The following is a 19,861-nucleotide window of genomic DNA, read 5'->3' on the forward strand; positions in this document are numbered from 1 at the left end:
GCCTCGGAGGGCACCTTGCGTTCCTGTCAAAACAACGTCCCCCACAGCGCGTCAACCTTAGCTATAACATCATCAGACATAACAAGCGGCCTCCCCCATTCGCGCGTCGTCTCGGCCCTGATCTTGGTGGTCGCATCGATCCCGAGCTTGCCGCCGAGACCCGGCTCCGGCGAGGCGAAGTCAAGATAGTCGATGGGCGTGCGCTCCAGCAGCATCAGATCACGCGAGGGGTCGGCGCGGGTGGAGAGGGCCCAGAGGATGTCCGCGCCGCTTCGCACATCGATGTCGTCATCCACGACCACGATTCCTTTGGTGTAGCTGAACTGCGGGAGCATGCCCCAGAGCCCCGCAATCACCCGGCGTGCCTGGCCGGGATAGCGCTTTCTGATCGACACCACCGCCAGCCGGTAGGAGCAGGCGTCGGGCAGGAAATATATGTCAGCGATTTCAGGCATTTGCTGGCGAATGAGCGGCACGGCTAAATGGTTCATCGCCTCGCCGATGACCGAGGGCTCGTCGGGCGGGCGGCCGGTGAAGGTCGAGACATAGAGGGGATCGGCGCGTGTGGTGATGGCCGTCACGCGGATGACCGGGAAGCGCTCCACCTGATTGTAATAGCCGGTATGGTCTCCGTAAGGACCTTCGGGAGCCGTTTCGGTGGATGAAACCCAACCCTCGATGATAATTTCGGCATCGGCGGGCACCATCAGCGGCACGGTGAGGGCGGGTGCAACGCGGGGGCGCTCGCCGCGCAGGAGGCCGGCGAAGCTCATTTCCGATAGCGTCTCGGGCACGGGCAGGGCGGCGGCGAGCATGGTGGCGGGGTCGGCGCCGATGGCGATGGCGACCGGCATATCCTCGCCCTGGGCTGCCCAGGCGCGGTGATGCGCCGCGCCGCCGCGATGGGCCAGCCAGCGCATGACCAGCCGGTCGCGGGAGAGAAGCTGAATCCGGTAGACGCCGACATTCATGCGGGCGATCCCGGCCCGATCGGCATCGGGCGGCCGGGTGATGACGAGCGGCCAGGTGATGAGCGGCGCAGGCTCTCCCGGCCAGCAGGTCTGGACCGGCAACTGACTAAGATCGGCGTCGTTTCCCCGGCGGATGATCGCCTGCACCGGCGGGTGCGACACGGTTTGGGCGCGGGTGTGCAGGGCGGCCTTGAGCATGGGGAGGCGGCCCATCGCGTCGCTTAACCCATTGATCGGCTTGGGTTCGCGCAACGCGGAAAGCGCCTCGCCCAGCACGGGCAGGTTTTCCGGCGTGACGCCGAGGCCTGCGGCGACGCGGGGGATTGTGCCGAAGAGATTGACCACCACTGGCATCGCCGCGCGGGTGCCGTCCGCATGGGTTGCGTGGTCGAACTGTAAGGCCGGCCCGCCGCGCTTCAGGACGCGGCGATGCACCTCCGTCATCTCATGGACGAGCGAAACCGGGGGCGTGACGCGGGTGAGATCGTCTCCAGCCTCGAGGAAACGGAGAAAATCGCGCAAATTTCTGAAAGAGGGGAGGTCGCGGATCGGCATGGATTTTTCCATGCGCCTTTGCGACTGGCGATGTCCTTGCGCTGGCGCAAAGACGGGCGCGCTTCGGCCTGCTTTCTCCCCTGTCATGAACAATGCAAATGTCATTCCCGTCGTCCCAGGCGCGCTTCGGCTCATGCTTACGCCTTTGCCGCTTCGTCCTCTCGAACTTCTGCTGCAGCGGTTGGTCACAAGCGTCGCGTGTAGGAAGCCGGGGCTGTTCGCGCGGCTGGGGGCGCAGGGCGAAAAGATTTTTTTGATCGATCCTACCGATCTTCCCTTCGTTTTTCGCCTGAATCCGGCCCGTGATGCACCCCGAATCGAGGCGCGGAGGAGGCATCAATGTGGCAAATGGGAGGCGCGCATCGCCGGGCCGCTCGGCGCGCTGATCGGTCTGGTTCATGGCGCGGCGGATGGCGACGCGCTGTTCTTCTCCCGCGATATCGTCATCGAGGGTGACACGGAGGCGGTGCTCGCCCTGCGCAATGCCATCGACGATGCGGAACTGGATCTCGTCGCCGAGGCGGCGGCGATGTTCGGCATGAAGGGCGGCGAGGCCATCGCCGAAAGGCTGGCGCCGGTCGCCTCGCGCTTGACCGGCCTGCCATTGACGCGCTGCGACAGGAGTTGACATGCAGAACAAGGTGAGGCCGGAGCTCGTTTGTCCGGCTGGAACGCCCGCGGCCTTGCGCGCCGCCGTCGATGCCGGGGCGGACAGCGTCTATTGCGGCTTCAATGACGAGACCAATGCGCGCAATTTCCCCGGCCTCAATTTTTCGCCCGAGGAAATGGCGGAGGGCGTGCGCTATGCCCATGCCGCCGGAGTGCGCGTTCTCCTCGCCATCAACACGTTTCCAAGGGCCGGAGCGGCTGACATCTGGCACCGGGCCATCGGCAATGCGGAGCGGGCAGAGGCGGATGCGGTCATCCTCGCCGATATCGGCCTCCTCGCCTATGCCAGCGAGAAACATCCCGGCCTGAGGCGCCATCTCTCGGTGCAGGCGGCGGCGGCCAATGCCGATGCGATCCGCTTCTATGTGGAGGAATTTGGCGTCAAGCGGGTGGTGCTGCCGCGTGTGCTCACCGTCAGCGAGATCGCGGCGATCAACCGGGACGTCGCCTGCGAGACGGAGGTTTTCGTCTTCGGCGGCCTGTGCGTGATGGCGGAAGGGCGCTGCTCGCTCTCCTCCTACGCGACAGGCAAATCGCCCAACATGAACGGCGTCTGCTCACCGGCGAGCCATGTCCACTACCGCGAGGAAAATGGCGAGCTCGTCTCGCGCCTCGGCGAATTCACCATCGACCGCGTGCCGAAGCATCAGCCGGCGCCCTATCCGACACTCTGCAAAGGGTGCTTCTCGGCGGGCGATTACAAGGGCCATGTCTTCGAGGACCCGGTGAGCCTCGACGCCGCAACGCTCATCCCGCAACTGGTTCAAGCGGGCGTCAGCGCCTTCAAGATCGAGGGGCGTCAGCGCAGCCGGTCCTATATCCGCGACGTGGTGGCGAGCTTCCGCCACGCGGTCAACGCGCAAATGGCGGGCGAGCCGATCCCCGCCGGCGTGCTCCAGCATTTGAGCGAGGGACAGACGACAACCGCAGGCGCCTATCGCAAAACGTGGCGGTAAAGGTGATGAGGACATGGCTATGACGGAAAAAACGACCATCACGCTCGGGCCGCTGCTCTTCAACTGGACGGCGGATCAATGGAGCGATTTCTATGCCCGGATCGCGGACGAAGCGCCGGTTGACCGGGTATGCCTTGGCGAAGTGGTCTGCTCCAAGCGCCTGCCATTCTATATCGACCGCATTCCCGAGGCCATAGAGCGGCTCGAGCGCGCGGGCAAGACGGTGATCCTTTCCTCGCTGGCGCTCGTCACGCTGAAGCGCGAGCGGCAGATGTGCGTGGACCTCGCGGTCAATGACGGCATGGAGGTGGAGGTCAACGACCTGACCATGCTCGCGCATATGGACCCCGGGCGGCGTTTCACGGTCGGCCCGCTGGTTAATGTCTATAATGAGGGCACGCTTGCCCATCTGGCGCGGCGTGGCGCGACACGCGTCTGCCTGCCGCCGGAGTTGCCGCTCGCCTCCATCGGGATTCTGGCGCGGGAAGCGGCGTCGTGCGGCATCGAGCCGGAGGTCTGGGCTTTCGGGCGTGTGCCGCTGGCCATTTCCGGGCGCTGCTATCATGCGCGGGTGCATGGGCTGGCCAAGGACAATTGCCAGTTCGTCTGCGGCGAGGATCCGGATGGGCTGGAGGTGAATACGCTCGACGGCGAATCCTTCCTTGCGGTCAACGGCGTGCAGACGCTGTCCTCCACCTATTGCAATCTTCTTGATAATATCGGGCAATTGACCGGTGCGGGCGTCACCTCGTTCCGCCTCTCGCCGCATGGCACCGATATGGTTGCGGTCGCCAGTATCTTCCGGCGGGTTCTGGATGGACAGGAGGCTGCGCAGGATCTTACCGCGCTTCTGCCCGGCGCGGCCTTTTCCAATGGCTTTCTGGCGGGTGCGTATGGCGCGGCTTATGAGCGGGCTTTGGGGTAGGGCTTTTTTGACGGAGGCGTTGGCAGGGCAGAGGGGGGGTTGCCTCGCGATTCCGTCAAAACATGAACTGCTCCAAGCGCGTTCAACCCCGCTGTAGATCCACCACATAGGCGCGGAGCATATCGGCCATGGCGTCCGCATAAGCCGCGATTTCGGTCTCGGTTCGCGGCGTTTCCGAGAATTGCTTGCCGACCGCCGTCATCGTCGTCATGATCAGGTCTCCGGCCCGCTCCCGGATATCCGCCGATGCGCCGGGGAGCAGGTCTTGCATGAAATCCGTCAGGACCCGGTCCGCTTCCGCCCGCGCTTCCTCCGCCTCGGGCGCATCGCGATAGAGCGGAGCCGCGTCGTCGAGGGCCACGCGGACCGCGGCCTCCTCGCATTCGGACCGCAGGAAAGCGTGCACCAGTGTCCGCAGCCGGTCGAGCGGCGGCTTCTCCCTCTCTTCCAGGATCTGCCGCAACATGCGGGCCGTCTGCCGCCACTCGTCGCATTGGAGCCGGAACAGAATGGACGCCTTGTTCGGAAAATATTGATAGAGCGAGCCGATGCTGATGCCAGCCCTTTCCGCCACGCGCGCGGTGGTAAAACGCTGTGCGCCTTCCTGCGTCAAAACCTGAACAGCGGCTTGCAGAATGGCCGAAACAAGCTCGCTGGAGCGGGCTTGTTTCGGCTGTTTTCTCAATGATACCAGAGCTTTACGGCCGCCGCTCATCATACGCTCCACCAATGCGAATAGGAAACGCGATGAATTATTCGTATTTTCCGGCCCGGCACAAGAGCTGTCTTCCTTGCTAACGGAGAATATGATGACCACGCTTACCACCGCGCCGCTGGCGCCGCTTCTCGACCGCCTGTTTGACGAAGCCGAGAGGGCGACGAGCCCGGCGCTCGCCGCAATATCCCGCGCCGAGCGGGAGCGCCTGATGCGCAGCAAGACCGAATATCTCGACCTTTATGGACGGCTCAAGGATTTGTGGCTTCCCGTCTCGCGCGAAACCGGGCTGCTGCTCTATATGCTGGCGCGCGGCTGCAAGGCGAGGACAGTCGTCGAGTTCGGCACATCCTTCGGCATCTCGACCCTGCACCTCGCCGCGGCCTTGCGCGACAATGGCGGCGGGCGGCTCATCACCAGCGAGTTCGAGCCGTCGAAAGTCGAGCGGGCGCGGCAGCACCTGACGGAAGGCGGGCTTATCGATCTGATCGAAATCTGCGAGGGCGACGCGCTCAAGACGCTGAGCGCCGATCTTCCTGAAACGGTCGACGTGCTGCTCCTCGACGGCGCGAAGTCGCTCTATCCGGAAATTCTGAGGCTTGTCGAAGACCGCTTGCGCCCCGGCGCCTTCATCGTCGCCGACAATGCCAATTATTGTCCTGAATATCTCGAGTATGTCCGCTCGCCCGGCAATGGGTACATGTCGGTGCCGTTTGGGGAGGATATCGAGCTTTCCATGCGGGTCGGGTGAGCTGGTGCTCGAATCCACCTAGAGGAAATTTTGTTTGGACGGAAGCGCGAGGCAACCCCCCTCTGCCCTGCCGGGCATCTCCCCCTCAAGGGGGGAGATTGGACTTCATAGACGTTCGGCACCAATCGCGAACGTCGCAGAACGGAGGAAGCGCGTCGTGTCAGCCAATCTCCCCCCTTGAGGGGGAGATGTCCGGCAGGACAGAGGGGGGTACTGTCCCGCCGATGCTTCCGTAAAAAACTCTAATCAAGAGTATGCAACAATGCATGATACCACGCGGCCAGATCTGGCCTATCGCCGTGTCGTCGCGCTGACGGCGGCGCTTTTTCTGTCTTATCTCAGCGTCGCCATGGCGCTTCCGGCGGTGCCGGTGCATGTGGTGCAGGGGCTCGGCCTCGACAATGCCTATGGCGGCCTCGCGGTCGGCATTGCCTTTTTCTCCACGATCCTGACGCGCGGGCGGGCCGGGGCATGGGCGGACAGGCTTGGCGGCAAGCTGTGCATGCAGCGCGGCCTTGTCATCTATGCGGCGGCGGGGGTGATCTGCCTGTTGGCGAGCTGGCCGGGGCTTTCCGCCGGTGCGAGCTATAGCGTGCTGATCCTCGGGCGGCTTCTTCTCGGGCTCGGCGAGAGCGTGGCCATGGTCGGCATGATCAGCTGGGGCATCGGCCTGATGGGCCACGCCCGCTCGGGCCAGGTGATGGCGCTGGTCGGCATGGGCATGTATGGCGCTTTCGCCCTGGGCGGCCCGCTGGGGCTGATGCTGCTCGACCGGCTGGGCTTTGGCGGGCTGATGGCTGTCACGACGGTCCTGCCGCTTGCCGGGCTTGTTGCCATTTACTGGCTTCCGGCGATTGCGCCGCAGGCGGGCAAGCGCGAGCCGTTCTGGCGGATCATCGGGCGCATCTGGCGTCCGGGCGCCGCGGTGGGACTGCAAGGGGTCGGCTTTGCGGCGCTGGGCGCATTCTTTTCGCTCTATTTCCTCAGCCGTGGCTGGCCCCATGCCGGGCTTGGCCTCACCTGCTTCGGTGTGGGTTTCGTGCTGATGCGGCTTCTCGGCGGCCATCTGCCGGACCGGATCGGCGGAGCGCCCGTCGCCATCGTCTCGCTCGCGGTGGAAGCCTGCGGCCAGTATCTCTTGTGGATGGCGCCGGGGCCCTATGCGGCTCTCGCCGGGGCGCTGCTGACCGGGCTCGGCTGCTCGCTGGTGTTTCCCGCCATGGGCTCCGAAGTGGTCAAGCAGGTGCCGGCGCATCTGCGCGGCACGGCGCTGGGCGGCTTCGCCGCCTTTCAGGACCTTGCCTATGGCGCGACGGGACCCGTGGCCGGCATTCTCGCGGATTCATGCGGCTATTCGTTCGTGTTCCTGATCGGCGGCCTTGCCGCCACGCTCGGCCTGTGGATGGCCCTCACGACGCGGCGGATTGCGCCGGCGGCGGCATGATGATTGCGGGGATCGTGCCCGCCCGGAGCAAGCGAGCCGTAGTAAAAAGCGCTCAAATCCAACGCAGCGGAGTGAGATCAACTTTTAAGAAAAAAACGAAAATAGCCGGGAACATCCTCGTTAGTCACTGGTTAACAAGGTGTGTTTCACCAGCTCAAGGAGAAAGACAATGGCTGATAACACTTCCAACCGCGGTTTTGCTTCCATGGACGAGAACAAGCAGCGCGAGATCGCCGCAAAGGGCGGACGTGCCTCGGGAGGCAACTTCAAGAACGATCCCGAGCGCGCCGCTGAAGCCGGCCACAAGGGTGGCCAGGTATCTGGCGGTAACTTCAAGAACGACCGCGAACGCGCTGCCGAAGCTGGTCGCAAGGGCGGCGAGCACTAATTGATGCACGCTCCCCAACGAAACGCCCGCCAACTGGCGGGCGTTTTTTTGTGCGCATGGGCCGGGGGATTGCAGCCGGGTGAATGCCGGCTGCAAGGTATCTGGAGGGGATACTGATTATAGTGTTTTGACGGAATCGCGAGGCAACCCCCCTCTGCCCTGCCGGGCATCTCCCCCTCAAGGGGGGAGATTACGCCCTCGCCAGCGGCCGGCACCAATCGCAAACATCGCAAAATAAAGGCGGACCATCATTGTCAGCCGATCTCCCCCCCTTGAGGGGGAGATGCCCGGCAGGGCAGAGGGGGGTACTGTCCCGCCAACGCTTCCCTAGAGAATCGGCTTTCCGCCCGTCACAGCGATGGTAGCGCCGGAGGTATAGCTCGACAGCGGATCGGCCAGCATGACATAGGCGGAAGCCAGTTCCGCAGGCTGGGCCGGGCGCTTCATCGGCACCTGCTTGCCGAAATTCGAAACCGCATCATCCGGAAGCGTGGAGGGGATGAGCGGCGTCCAGACCGGCCCCGGTGCGACCGTGTTCACCCGAATGCCCTTTTCGGCCAGCATTTGCGCCAGGCCGGCGGTGAAATTCTGGATCGCGCCCTTGGTGGTCGCATAGGCCAGGAGCGTCGGGTTGGGCATATCGGAATTGATCGAGGCGGTGTTGATGATGGAAGAGCCGGGCTTCATATAGGGCAGCGCGGCCTTCACCAGATAGAACATCGCGTGGATATTGACGCGGAAGGTCAGTTCCCATTCCTCGTCCGTTATGTCCTCCAGGCGCGAGAAGCTCGCCTGATGCGCGGCATTGTTGACGAGGATATCGATGCTGCCCAGCTCGCTTGCGGCGGCGCGCACCACATCGCGGCACGACTCGGCATATTGCAGGTCGCACTTCACCGCGACGGCCTTGCGCCCCTCGGCCTCGATGAGTGCGCAGGTATCCTCCGCGTCCTCATCCTCCTCCACATAGGCAATGAGCACATCAGCGCCTTCCCGGGCAAAGGCGATCGCGACGGCGCGGCCGATGCCGCTATCGCCGCCTGTGATGATCGCCTTCTTGCCCATGAGCTTGCCCGAGCCGCGATAGCTGTTCTCGCCATGGTCCGGCTTGGGATTCATTTCCTCCGTCATGCCGGGCATCGGCTGGTGCGGGGTGTCGAATGGCGGGGTTGGGTACTGGGTTTCCATATCGGCCTCCTTGGTTGGGATACCGTAGGGGAACTCCGTGGGGAGGCGAGTGTTCCGGGGAAACGCGACCAACATGCTTTAAAGAAAAAGCCGCCCGACTGGAGAAGGGCGGCTTCCTATCCGTTTGTGGCTCTAACTTTTTCGCCGCATGATCTTTAGCCGAAAAGTCTACAACTTTTTGCTGACGCTGACCTTCGGTTCGGGATCATGCTCAGAACTTATAGTTCACGCCGACGCGGATGGTGTGGAACGTCACGTCGTTCTTAACATTGAGGTTGTAGAGGTCGGCGGTGGTGAAGTCGACCAGCGTACGCTTGCCCAGATCGGTGTAGAGATACTCGCCCTTGACCGTCCAATGGTTGTCGAGCGCGTATTCGGCGCCGGCGCCGACCGTCCAGCCAGTCTTGGTCTCGGAGTCGCTAATGCTATCGGTGCCGTCGCTCAGGGACGACTTGATCTTGCCATAAGCCAGACCGCCGGTGGCGTAGACCAGGAGGCGTTCGACCGGGGTGTAGCCCAGGCGCGCACGCACCGTACCGAACCACTCGACCTTGGTCTCACCCTTGAGAGTGGTCCCGAGCAGTTCCGACTCGTCGCCCTTGAGCGTCGAACCCTGGAAATCGGCTTCCGCGCCCAGAACAATGCCGTTGCCCAGCTGGTAGTTGTAGCCAGCCTGCACACCGCCGACAAAGCCATCGGCGTCGAAGTCGATCGAGTCGGACAGCAGCGTTTCGCCGAGCAGCTCATCGGTAAGCGTCACCGGATGCTTGAACTTGCCGCCGGCATAGCCAGCGTTGAGGCCGATATAGCCGCCGGTCCACGAGAAGGTGTCGACAGCAGCGGCAGGCGGCGTCGGCTCCGAAACGATAGCATCCGCGGCCATGGCGGACGTCGCAAACAGCGCAGCTACGGAAGCCAGAAGTACAGCTTTCATCTCAAACCTCACAGTTGAATTCAATGAGGCTCCTCTAGTCCGCTTCGTGTCAAAAGTCTGTCACATTTCTGCAACAGGACGTTGTGATGTAACGGCAGTTCCTAAAGTATCGGAAGCTCAATTAGTGTATGGTTGCGAAAGGGTTGATGAGGGTTGTGGATAAGGAGGAGCGGAGACGAGGGACGGGGAGCGGCAGTGCGCCGCCGCCGGCGGTTCGATTCGTGCCGAGCTTTCATGGGAACACGCCCTGGTGGGAAGGGCGACCGCAGACCGTCCATCCGCAGCACATCGGTTTGAAGGTTTCGATCCACGCCCTCGCGGGGAGGGCGACCGCTGGTTGCGAGCTTAGGGTTCTGGTGATTTTTGTTTCGATCCACGCCCTCGCGGGGAGGGCGACGCAGCCAGACGATGCCGAGCGCTGATAAGGCGAGTTTCGATCCACGCCCTCGCGGGGAGGGCGACCGGCCGCAGCCATCAGCTTATCGTGAAGATCCTGTTTCGATCCACGCCCTCGCGGGGAGGGCGACTAGACGCTTTCGGAGCGCGGCCATTCAGGGTCGGGTTTCGATCCACGCCCTCGCGGGGAGGGCGACCGCCGCATCCCTGGATGCACAGATGGGATCAAGCGTTTCGATCCACGCCCTCGCGGGGAGGGCGACCCAATGCCGCCTGGGACGAGTGGATTTTCCAAGGGTTTCGATCCACGCCCTCGCGGGGAGGGCGACTACCGGTCAGAACCATTCTCCGTGCCGCCATCCAAGGTTTCGATCCACGCCCTCGCGGGGAGGGCGACGGCGGTCATCGAAAGACTCCGGGGCGTCGTCATCGTTTCGATCCACGCCCTCGCGGGGAGGGCGACCTTTGACGGTCGCCGCGGTGTCGGCGCTCCGATAGAGGTTTCGATCCACGCCCTCGCGGGGAGGGCGACCACGCGCAGTCCTTCGGATGCCATGCACGGAATAGTTTCGATCCACGCCCTCGCGGGGAGGGCGACATGGAGGCCGCGCAAAACGCCTTTGCCGCAGCCAAGGTTTCGATCCACGCCCTCGCGGGGAGGGCGACCATCGCGGGCCTCCTGTTTATCACTGGCGGTAGCTGTTTCGATCCACGCCCTCGCGGGGAGGGCGACTCTTCGTTGATCTCGTCATTGGTGGTTCGCACCTTGTTTCGATCCACGCCCTCGCGGGGAGGGCGACCTAGTAACGGATGCCCAACGGATTCGGGTAATTGGTTTCGATCCACGCCCTCGCGGGGAGGGCGACTGCAGAACCGCCGAAAAAGGTCTCATCCGCGAGGGTTTCGATCCACGCCCTCGCGGGGAGGGCGACGTGCTTTCACGGCATCATATAGTCCTGGGTCTAGTTTCGATCCACGCCCTCGCGGGGAGGGCGACCTGAACGAGGTGATAAGCGGTGAAGACCGCGTTGACGTTTCGATCCACGCCCTCGCGGGGAGGGCGACCTGCATGATCCGGCGACCATCGCCCTGCGACGCGTTTCGATCCACGCCCTCGCGGGGAGGGCGACACTACTGGGCGCGTACCAGCATCTTCATGGGCTCGTTTCGATCCACGCCCTCGCGGGGAGGGCGACAAGGCGAATGCGCAGCTCTTCCGGCATGGCTTCCAGTTTCGATCCACGCCCTCGCGGGGAGGGCGACATCAGGTCTGGGTTGTCTTCCAGATTGGCCGGGATGTTTCGATCCACGCCCTCGCGGGGAGGGCGACGCTTGGTTCTTCGGCCTCCCTGCGCAAGCAGCCCCGTTTCGATCCACGCCCTCGCGGGGAGGGCGACACCGGACACCGGCAAGAAGCCGGATGCTGAGCAGGTTTCGATCCACGCCCTCGCGGGGAGGGCGACAGGTTTCCACTTGCGAGGGCGGAAACCTGACTTGGTTTCGATCCACGCCCTCGCGGGGAGGGCGACATCGCCTATACCGCTGCGCTTGCCGCGACGGCTTCGTTTCGATCCACGCCCTCGCGGGGAGGGCGACTGAACCATTGACGGTTGACCAGTTTACGATCAAGGTTTCGATCCACGCCCTCGCGGGGAGGGCGACTGTGTTTGTCTAACGGGTTGGCTCGAAATAGAAAAGGTGGGTGTGTGCGCGAAGGGGGCGATGGTTTCGGGGCTGCTCAGGGCAGAAATAAGCTCCTGCCTTAAAAACATCCACGATTTCAAAGAGCTGGGCTGGGTGCGAACCTGCCGGGGTTTTGCGGCACGCTTGTGGTTCGCACCAGTTCCACCGGTACCCGGTCCGTGCATCAGACAATCAGTGTGCCGCTAAGGTCTGCCGCCGGCTTGGCGCCGAAATGCTCCACTTTCCGCTGCCAGTTGGAGCCCAGGTAATAATAGCGAAGGCTGTCGAATTCCGGCTTGATGATACCTTCCAGCCGGGCCTTCAGCTTTATCCATTGAGCCGGGTCCACTTCGATCTCGAAGACCGAGAATTGCACGCGCTGGCCATAGTCGCGGCAGGCCTTGGCCACCGCGCGCAGGCGTTTTGCGCCGTTGGGTTCGGTGGTGTTGACGTCGTAGGTGACGAGAACCAGCATGGGCTATTTCCAGAACCAGGGTGGGTAGGCGTCCAGATCGCCGCGCAGGTGCCGGGCGAGCATTTGTGCTTGCAGGTAGGGGACGAGGCCGAGCGGTGCTTTTTCCTCCAGGAAGGGATGCAGGCGCTCGTCCTTCTTGCGCTCCTGCCAGGCGGTCAGCACCGTCTTGCGTGCTTCGTCGGACAGCATCACCGCGCCGCCTTCGCGCGTTTCGAAATCACGGCCACGCAGCTGCCGCCGGTTGATGAGCGAGAGCGCCAGGCGGTCGGCGAGAACCGGGCGCAGTTCCTCCATCAGGTCGAGCGCGAGGGACGGGCGGCCGGGGCGGTCGCGGTGGAGGAAGCCCACCGCCGGGTCGAGGCCGACGCTCTCGCAGGCACTGCGGCAGTCATGCGTCAGTAGCGTATAGAGGAAGGAGAGGAGCGCATTGATCGGGTCGAGCGGCGGCCGGCGCGAACGCCCTTTCCAGCGCATCTCCTTGTCCGGCGAGCGGATCAGATGGTCGAAAACCGAGAAATAGAGATTGGCGGCTTCGCCTTCCGAGCCGCGCATGGCATCGAGCGTCTCGTCGACAAGCTCGACGCGGCGGATGATCCGCGCGAGACGCTCCGCAGCCCGTGTTATCGCCTCGCGGTCGGCTTCCGCATATTCCTCGCCATAATCGCGCAAGGATCGCATCAGCACGGAGCGCTGGTTCGCCACCTTGCCGATGACCATGGAACGCACGATCTCTTCCGGCTTGTCGGAGGCGATATATTGTGCGCGGCGCAGCAGCACGTTGCCGGTGACGGGACCTTCCACCCTTGCCTGAAAACGGCCGTTGCGGTCGAGCAGCACCAGCGTGATGCCCGCGCCAGCGCAGGCCGCCATAAGCGCGGGAGAGATGAAGATGGGGCCGAACAGCACGACAGACGCCAGCATGTGCATGGGCACGCGGGCGCGCTCGGCACCATCGACCTCGGCCACAAGGTTTTCGCCGTCCTTGCGCAGGGCGGCGTTTTCGGTGGTGATATAGATGGTGTTGAGCAGCTTTTTCATGCGGGCTATCTGTCATCAGTGAGGAGTCGCCCGACCATGCGACTGCGCCAGGCCTTGACGGGCCGCGCCACAGCATCCGGACGGCAGAGTTCGTTGAGCGAACAGGCGCGGCAGCGGGATTTGAGCGGGGTGGGCGGCGGGGTCTTGCCGCTGGCGAAGATTTCCGTGAGGGCGGTAATGGTCTCTTCGGTCAGGCGGCGCAATTCGGCATCGAAGGGGACGGCGACGCGGCGCTTGGTTTCGGCATAGAAAAGTGCGCCCTCCGGCACGGGGCGGCCCGTCATTTCTTCGAGGCATAGCGCTTGCGCACAGAGCTGCACTTCGTCGGCGCGGTGCAGCTTGGCCTTGCCGCGCTTGTATTCGACGGGGAAGGGTGTTTCACCTCCATCGCCGGGGTGGAACTCGACCATATCGGCGACGCCGGCGATGTTGAGCCGCTTCGAGGCGAGGGGCAGCGCCATGACGCGCTTCACGCCGCGCGCCTTGCGCGTCCCGCCCTTGTCGGCAACCTGATGCAGCACCTGCCCCTCCGCCGTAAAGCGGTTCTCCGCCCAGACGCGCTCCAGATGGATCAAAGCCGCCTGGCGCAGGCAATAGACCGCATGCTGGAGCGCAGAGAGGGGGATGGGCTCCATCTCGCCGCGATGTCCCCCTTCCGCTTCCATGGCTCAGAGCTTCTCGATGATCTCGACGCCGGCGGGGAGGTTGTCGCGGTCGATGGTGACCTTGTAATCCCCAAAGCTGCGAGGCATTTTGATGTCTTTCTCACGCTCAACAGTAACTAGCTTGAAAAGCTTCTGCGCCGGCGCGTTGCCGAGCGCGCTTTCATGCTTGAACACAATCAAACGCTGGGCGTTCATTTCGCCACGCGCCGCGGAGCGGTCGTGATCGAACATATTGCACAGCGCGTCGAAGAACAGGCAGAGGTCATCCTCCGAGAAGCCGGTGCCCTTGGTGTTGTCACCTGCGAGATTGGCGGAAACGAAGCCGTGGCTGCGGTAGAGCGCATAGGGCAGGATATATTTGCGGCCCATCGTGCGCTCCTTGTCTGCGTCGCGGTCGTTGGTGACCGAGGAGCGGGTGATCGTCACCTCCTGCGGCACGATGGCGTCTTCCGATTCCGCGAAGGTCATCTGGATCGGCCCGCGAACCTGCCCGGCATTCACTTCCGTGGTCATGACAGCGCCGAAAGCGCGGACGTCAAAGTAATTGTTGCACATCCAGCGGGTCAGTTCGCGCGCTTTATCTTCTTCCTTTGGAAGCTTCTTGTTGTCGGGCTTCAGGCCCAGCGCTTCATAGGCCTTCTTATGCTGGTTGTTGAGGACGGCCTTCTCCTGCATGTAGATCGCGTAGGGAGGCTGGCCGCCCTTCACCAGATCGACATAGTTGCGCACCTTGCGCTTGAGGCTGACATCGGTGACCAGCCCCTTCTGAGTCTGGGTCTCGATGCGCGGCATGTTGCCATTGTCGGGGTCGCCGTTGGGATTGCCGTTCTTGATGTCGAAAAGATAGACGAAGTCATAGCGGTTCTGGATCGCGGCCATGGTTTATTCCTCTCCTTCGTTGGTCAATTCATCGTCGGCCGGATTGCCGCCATCGCTGTCATTCTCCCCGCTATTCCGACTAGTATAGCGTTCGTGATAGTAGCCGATCAGGAAAAATCCCTGTTCTTCATCGGAGTGCTGCGCGGGGAACCCGGTTTCAAAGAATGAAGCACCTAATTCTTCAATTTTATCGGAGAGGCCTTTGCCCACATTGCGGGCAACCTCTGAAACCGGTTTACCCTTTTTGGCCGCGAGTTCTTTTATCCATCTCGCATCGGTATGCCCGTTCCGTAGCCGCTTTAGATGGTTGTGCGCATTTTTTAGGATGGGTACGAAGGTCTGCGCTGGCGTCGCCGCGGCAGAGCTAAGAAATTTGTCTTTCACGGTCGCGTTAATTTCATCACCCAGCGCCGCCAGTTGCGCGCGCTCGATCAGGGCGAAGAGTCGGCCCAAGCGTCGGGCGGAATTCGGATCGTCGGTATCTGAATGCACGAGATAGTCCCCCTTCGGTAAGCGGTTTTCCTTGCGCATGTCGCGCACGATGATGGCCTTGATGGTGGATATGCGCAGGCTGTCGAGCACATGATCGGAGCGTATGCGCATGAGAATTTGCGCCAGAAGTCCGCGCGGGAAACGGTCGCCCGTTAGGATGGCGCGCAACAGTTCACCCGAGAGCAGCGGGGATACCTGTTCGCTGTCGAATTTGATCTGGTTGTTGCGGTCTTTGCGCGCGGGCGCGGTGCGCAGAACCATGCTGCCGATTGTAACGCGCCGGTCCTTGGGGCGCGGCTCGAAGAGCATGTCCTGGTAGTAATCACTGTAATTTCTGGCCAGATCGCCGAAATCATTCTCATAGTAAAAGCGGATGGAGATGCGTGCGGCATTGGGCGCGAGGCCGAGCACGTGGAAACGCACGCCGTCCGCCAGTTCCGGATCGAGCGTTTTCAATGGCACGCCGGCCTTGATGTTGGCCAGAAGGAAACCGAGTTTTTTTGCCTCTTTGCTGTCGGTTTCGGGCGGGACGGCACCGCCATGCATGGCAAGGAAAAGACTTTCGGCCTCCTTGGCCAGTTCGATCTTCGATGCATCTGCCCAGAATATGGTGGAGGTGTCGCCGATCTGGATGCGATGGCCGCTGTCACGCTCCAGAAAGCGGTTGAGCGCGGTGGTGTAGGCGAAGGCGGCATATTCAGAGATGGGCGCGTTGTCGCCTTGTTCGTGGCCGTAGGAGGTGAAGGCCTTTTGATTGAAAGAAACGATAGAAGCGCCAGCGCTTTGCGCGCCCCACACGCCTTTGATCGACGGGTGCAGCCGTGCCACCGGGCCGAGCTTGCCGGTAACCAGACAGATTTGCTGATTTTCATCACTTCCGCCAGAAATTTGTTTCCACAATTCCTTCGCGGCGCTCCGTTCATGGAGCCAGAGATTTCGGCGGCGATCAGTTTCCAGACAAAATACGATGTTTTGATCTTTCAGTTCTTCTGTCCAGAATGGCGGGACGAACTGATCTGGCGTCCATTGCCGTAGGAACAGGAGAAATGCTTTTAGGCCGGTATCTTCCGTGCCAGCTAGGGCCTTCTCGTGATATTCCTTGAAGGCAGCATGCTCGCGAATTGTCCGCCCTCCAACTTCAGCCTTTACGCCGAGCGAATAGGCAGTCTTATCCCACAAGAAGTTCGGCGCGATATTGGATGCCCGCTTCACCGGCTGCGGTACCAGCATCTGGCGCGGCCTACGCTTTTTACCTTCTCCTTCCAGCCACGACGTGACGCTTGCCACGGACCCATCTTCACGGAGGCCAACCACAACGCCAATATTCTGAGATGAGAAACCGAAGGGCGGAGCGTGGGGTAGACGTTCATAAGCACGAACGAGCGAGGCGAGGATGCTCATGATCGGACCTCACGCTTGAAGATTTCCGGAGAGCCCGGGCGGGGTACGTTCATTACGCCGTTGCGTAACACCGCATCAAAGAGCAAAGAGGGTTTGCCTTTGGCTTGATGATCTATGTCCCATAGCATTAGACCGAGCCGACGCTCCTCGCCGAAGCCAAGATTCCTTGTGCGCTCCCTCGGCTCCGGCGTCGGTGCGTCAGGTTCGATCAGTTCGAAATAAGCAGCGAATTCCCGAGTTCCGAGGCAGGGTTGATGAAAACTTTGTCCACGCCGTGCCCGCCGGTTAAATATGTCGAGATGCTTACCCTCGGTTTCTGTAATTTCGGCCTTCGAAGTCAACTCAAAATGGGCGGCAATGACGTATTCAGGTTTTACCAGAACTGTTGCTGCACGCTGTTGACGATCTTCATCTACAAGCGAGTGTAGCCCGTCCAAGCTACCGCGTTTCATGGCGCTCATCGCTTTGTCCGCCGATATAGGGGTCCCCACTTCATTGCGGCGGATCGATTGGAAGCGGGGAGGTTCCAAAATGTGAATGGCGTCAACTATCCACCGGATTGCCGGCTTCCAATGTATCGCTTCGAGTATTCCGCGTGCGGCCGAAGGCGTCATGACCTCATAGGAGAGCCGCTCAGCCTTGTTTTCGGCGCGCGTAAAACACGCGTAATTTCCCCAAACTCTTAGTCGGATGCCGTACGTCATCTCCTGTCCCCTATTACCTATTTTCTTCTTATTGGAAGCGAAAAAGTTTGGCAACAGAGAATTAGTTTTTCCGATGTGCGTGATGAAGAAATGCCATAAAGCTGCTTATTCAAGGGAGGTCGCTCCAAGGTGAGCGTGGATCGAAACTTCTTTTTGGAAGCGATTGTAAAAAAGCGGCGGTTCTGCCCTCGCAGAACCGCCGCTTTTTCAGATGATGGAATTCTCGTTGGTGAGATATTCTCCGTTCTCCCATAAGAGCCCCACTTCATGGCTGTAGAGGCTGTCATTCTGCAAGACAGCGAACTGATCGCCGCGAAGGTCGGGCTCAACAAAATGGACGTAGCCGTTCTGAATCAGCAGATCGCGTGCCTTGGGCGGTGTCTGCACGATGTAGCCTTGCAGTCTTCGGGCGATGGAGCCGGACGGGATGTTTTCAAACGCCAGATCGGCCACCGCTTTGCGCGCCGTTTCGTCGCCTGCGACGATGACCGGCACCATGCTGCTGTCGATCATGCGGAAGTCCGCCGCCACGGTGCGGAAGGCAAAGTCGGTTCCATCAGGCGTCACGGAAAACCGGTCGAGGAATGGCTTGCCCAATCCTTCCTCCCCTTTGCGCCAGTACACCTCGCCGAAATAATCCTCTATGGCTTCGATCGAGAGGAGATCGTCGTGACGGCTGAGCATGCGCTGCATGTCTTCAACCAGTCCCTTTATCTCCACCGGGATTGGATAGCCGGCCGCTGAAAATACGCTGACGATGCTATCCTCGACGGGCCGTTTACCCTCTCTGTTACATCTGCCTGCGGCTTGAATTATTTGGTCGAGTCCCGCTTCCGCACGCCAGACCTTTGGAAAATCGATGTCGACGCCCGCCTCGATCAGGCTGGTGGCGATGACGCGGACGGGTAGGTTGTCTTTGAGCTGCTTCTTTACGTCGGCGATGATGTGCCGCCGGTCCACGGCATATTGCCGCGTCGTCAGATGCACGAGGCCGGAAAGCTCCGCCGCCTGTGCCTCGCGGAACAGTTCGAGCGCGTGCTTGCGGCTGTTGACGATGACAAGCGCCTGCTGTTCCCCGCTTAGCGCTTCAATGAGATCGCCATTGGTCATTTCTCCGGTGAAACGGATATGCGCGCGGCGCAGTCGCCGGGCTAGACCTTGCGGGTCAGGGGCCAGTTCGCGGCCCGCAAGCGGCAGGCCGACCGGATGGCCTTTTTCGAAATTGTCCGCGTCCAGCGCCGGCTGGGTGGCGGTGCATAGCACGATGGTGCATCGGCAGATCCGCGCGAGCGCATCGAGCGTTCGCGCGCACGGGACCAAGAGATGGCGCGGGATTGTCTGTGCTTCATCGAGAATGATGATGCTGCCCGCAATGTTGTGCAGCTTGCGGGCGCGGGAGGGGCGGGCGGCGAACAGGCTTTCGAAGAACTGCACATTGGTCGTCACCACGATCGGCGCGGACCAGTCCTCCATAGCGAGCTTCAGCTTGTCGCCGCGTTCGCGCGCATTCTTCGAATCGAACTCTTCCTCATCGATCGCAGAGTGATGTTCTAGGACGTGCTCTTCTCCACCGAAGTCCAGAATTTTGCGGAAGATATCCGCTGTCTGTTCGATGATCGAAGTGAACGGAATGGCATATATGATCCGCGTGTGGCCATAAGCCTTTGCGTGATCGAGCGCAAAGCCAAGCGAGGTAAGCGTCTTGCCGCCGCCTGTGGGTACGGTAAGGGTAAACAGACCGGGTTCCAGCGCCGCCTGGCTGCGCGCATGATCGAGGATTTCCCGACGCAGTGGCGAAAGCTCGCTGTCCTTTGGCATCCCGGCCATATGGCGGTCGAAGCGATCGAGGAAATCCGGCAGCAACTCTTGCAGGGACTTCCATTTTCTGTCCGGTTCGCGTCCTTTAAGGGCCTCGGCATACCGTTCTGTGTCCTTGCGATCCGCATCCACGAGGCAGGAGAACAGCATCCGAGTGAGAACGGAAAGCACGAAGGCCGGATAGGGCTGGCGCATCGCATTCAGGAGCACATCGGTGGAAAGCCCGGTGAAGTTGGGCGCGAGTTCGTCCTCCCAGACCGGATCGGGCCGGTTGCTGAATTCCTTCAGGCGGTGATGCAGGCAATGTGAAAATTCATTGCGCCGGTCAGGCAGGCCCGCATGGTGGCCTGCGATGCAATAGGCAAGGAGTTCAGCCATCCATTTGTCCGGACCTGTCGTGCGCTCCAGCAGTAGCGCTGCGCCTGCCGTGGAATGATCGACCGGATTGGTGGACCCTTCCAGCCGCGCCAGGAATGCCAGCGTATATTTGCCGAGATCGTGGAAAAGCCCGGCCATATAGGCGGCTTGTCCGAGACCGAGCAGCTCGGCCATGGCGCTTGCCATTTCCGCCACCGCCAGCAAATGGTCCTTAAGTGTCTGCCAGTCGGATTTATCCGGCTCGTTTCCCGTATGTGCGTAATAACGCATAATGCGCTCCCCCCGCCCGAATCGTTTGCCTTGATTCCCCGGACGAATGTTCCACTTTTCGGATTTTTCTGGCAATAGGAGTGAAACCCACGGTGGCGGAATTTCATCGTTCTGGCATCGATCGGCCGTTCACGGGCGCGTGAGGCGAAGATGGGCGGTCGGGCAA

Annotated in this window: 17 protein-coding genes and 1 CRISPR repeat array; of the genes, 6 read left to right on the forward strand and 11 right to left on the reverse strand. The window is 61.7% G+C overall.

Going from position 1 to position 19,861, the window contains the following annotated elements; all coding sequences use genetic code 11:
* Positions 1 to 26: 26 nt before the first annotated feature.
* Positions 27 to 1,526: a UbiD family decarboxylase gene (locus tag ACOWVG_RS12140; RefSeq protein WP_420962470.1), complete on the reverse strand. Its 1,500-nt coding sequence runs from the start codon at positions 1,524 to 1,526 to the stop codon at positions 27 to 29.
* A 133-nt stretch (positions 1,527 to 1,659) separates the two neighbouring features.
* On the opposite strand from ACOWVG_RS12140, the gene ubiT reads away from it, so the two are divergent.
* The 3 genes from ubiT to ubiV are packed head-to-tail and all read left to right on the forward strand — an operon-like array spanning position 1,660 to position 4,076.
* Positions 1,660 to 2,154 (forward strand): ubiquinone anaerobic biosynthesis accessory factor UbiT, encoded by a 495-nt coding sequence (gene ubiT, locus ACOWVG_RS12145; RefSeq protein ID WP_420962471.1) that lies wholly within the window; start codon positions 1,660 to 1,662, stop codon positions 2,152 to 2,154.
* 1 nt (position 2,155) lies between these two features.
* Positions 2,156 to 3,151, forward strand: a complete 996-nt coding sequence (ubiU, locus tag ACOWVG_RS12150; protein WP_420962472.1) for a ubiquinone anaerobic biosynthesis protein UbiU — start codon at positions 2,156 to 2,158, stop codon at positions 3,149 to 3,151.
* A gap of 13 nt (positions 3,152 to 3,164) precedes the next feature.
* A complete protein-coding gene (gene ubiV / locus ACOWVG_RS12155) occupies positions 3,165 to 4,076 on the forward strand; it encodes a ubiquinone anaerobic biosynthesis protein UbiV (protein ID WP_420962473.1) in 912 nt (303 codons plus the stop codon).
* Between the two features lie 82 nt (positions 4,077 to 4,158).
* Here ubiV and ACOWVG_RS12160 read toward each other — a convergent pair whose 3' ends face one another.
* Positions 4,159 to 4,791 (reverse strand): TetR family transcriptional regulator, encoded by a 633-nt coding sequence (locus ACOWVG_RS12160; protein ID WP_420962474.1) that lies wholly within the window; start codon positions 4,789 to 4,791, stop codon positions 4,159 to 4,161.
* Positions 4,792 to 4,885: 94 nt separating this feature from the next.
* Here ACOWVG_RS12160 and ACOWVG_RS12165 point away from each other — a divergent pair, with 94 nt between their 5' ends.
* The 3 genes from ACOWVG_RS12165 to ACOWVG_RS12175 all read left to right on the forward strand — a co-directional run bounded on the left by ACOWVG_RS12165 (position 4,886) and on the right by ACOWVG_RS12175 (position 7,374).
* Positions 4,886 to 5,542: an O-methyltransferase gene (locus ACOWVG_RS12165; RefSeq protein ID WP_420962475.1), complete on the forward strand. Its 657-nt coding sequence runs from the start codon at positions 4,886 to 4,888 to the stop codon at positions 5,540 to 5,542.
* Between the two features lie 262 nt (positions 5,543 to 5,804).
* Entirely contained in the window at positions 5,805 to 6,986 is a 1,182-nt protein-coding gene (locus ACOWVG_RS12170; protein ID WP_420962476.1) for an arabinose transporter, read from the forward strand.
* Between the two features lie 169 nt (positions 6,987 to 7,155).
* Entirely contained in the window at positions 7,156 to 7,374 is a 219-nt protein-coding gene (locus tag ACOWVG_RS12175) for a general stress protein (RefSeq protein WP_188825330.1), read from the forward strand.
* Between the two features lie 327 nt (positions 7,375 to 7,701).
* Here the strand turns inward: ACOWVG_RS12175 and ACOWVG_RS12180 are convergent, their stop codons facing one another.
* From ACOWVG_RS12180 to cas3, 9 genes are all read right to left on the reverse strand, one after another.
* Positions 7,702 to 8,562, reverse strand: a complete 861-nt coding sequence (locus tag ACOWVG_RS12180; protein WP_420962478.1) for an SDR family oxidoreductase — start codon at positions 8,560 to 8,562, stop codon at positions 7,702 to 7,704.
* A gap of 211 nt (positions 8,563 to 8,773) precedes the next feature.
* Complete coding sequence (locus ACOWVG_RS12185; RefSeq protein ID WP_420962479.1) at positions 8,774 to 9,496, reverse strand: outer membrane protein; 723 nt, start codon at positions 9,494 to 9,496, stop codon at positions 8,774 to 8,776.
* 299 nt (positions 9,497 to 9,795) lie between these two features.
* Positions 9,796 to 11,554: direct repeats of the CRISPR family, unit length 32 nt; unit sequence GTTTCGATCCACGCCCTCGCGGGGAGGGCGAC.
* Positions 11,555 to 11,759: 205 nt separating this feature from the next.
* On the reverse strand, positions 11,760 to 12,050 hold the full coding sequence (gene cas2, locus ACOWVG_RS12190; protein WP_420962480.1) for a CRISPR-associated endonuclease Cas2: 291 nt from the start codon (positions 12,048 to 12,050) through the stop codon (positions 11,760 to 11,762).
* A gap of 3 nt (positions 12,051 to 12,053) precedes the next feature.
* Positions 12,054 to 13,088 (reverse strand): type I-C CRISPR-associated endonuclease Cas1c, encoded by a 1,035-nt coding sequence (gene cas1c / locus ACOWVG_RS12195; protein WP_420962481.1) that lies wholly within the window; start codon positions 13,086 to 13,088, stop codon positions 12,054 to 12,056.
* Positions 13,089 to 13,093: 5 nt separating this feature from the next.
* A complete protein-coding gene (gene cas4, locus ACOWVG_RS12200) occupies positions 13,094 to 13,753 on the reverse strand; it encodes a CRISPR-associated protein Cas4 (RefSeq protein WP_420962482.1) in 660 nt (219 codons plus the stop codon).
* 3 nt (positions 13,754 to 13,756) lie between these two features.
* Positions 13,757 to 14,632: a type I-C CRISPR-associated protein Cas7/Csd2 gene (gene cas7c / locus ACOWVG_RS12205; RefSeq protein WP_420962483.1), complete on the reverse strand. Its 876-nt coding sequence runs from the start codon at positions 14,630 to 14,632 to the stop codon at positions 13,757 to 13,759.
* A 3-nt stretch (positions 14,633 to 14,635) separates the two neighbouring features.
* Positions 14,636 to 16,525 carry a type I-C CRISPR-associated protein Cas8c/Csd1 gene (cas8c, locus tag ACOWVG_RS12210; protein ID WP_420962484.1) on the reverse strand — a complete coding sequence of 630 codons (1,890 nt, stop codon included), beginning with the start codon at positions 16,523 to 16,525 and terminating at the stop codon, positions 14,636 to 14,638.
* Positions 16,522 to 17,229, reverse strand: a complete 708-nt coding sequence (gene cas5c, locus ACOWVG_RS12215) for a type I-C CRISPR-associated protein Cas5c (protein WP_420962486.1) — start codon at positions 17,227 to 17,229, stop codon at positions 16,522 to 16,524. The genes cas8c and cas5c overlap by 4 nt, the downstream gene beginning before the upstream one ends.
* A gap of 207 nt (positions 17,230 to 17,436) precedes the next feature.
* Complete coding sequence (gene cas3 / locus ACOWVG_RS12220; RefSeq protein WP_420962487.1) at positions 17,437 to 19,695, reverse strand: CRISPR-associated helicase Cas3'; 2,259 nt, start codon at positions 19,693 to 19,695, stop codon at positions 17,437 to 17,439.
* Between the last annotated feature and the right edge of the window lie 166 nt (positions 19,696 to 19,861).

Source organism: Brucella sp. IR073 (assembly GCF_049065735.1).
GTDB lineage: Bacteria > Pseudomonadota > Alphaproteobacteria > Rhizobiales > Rhizobiaceae > Paramesorhizobium.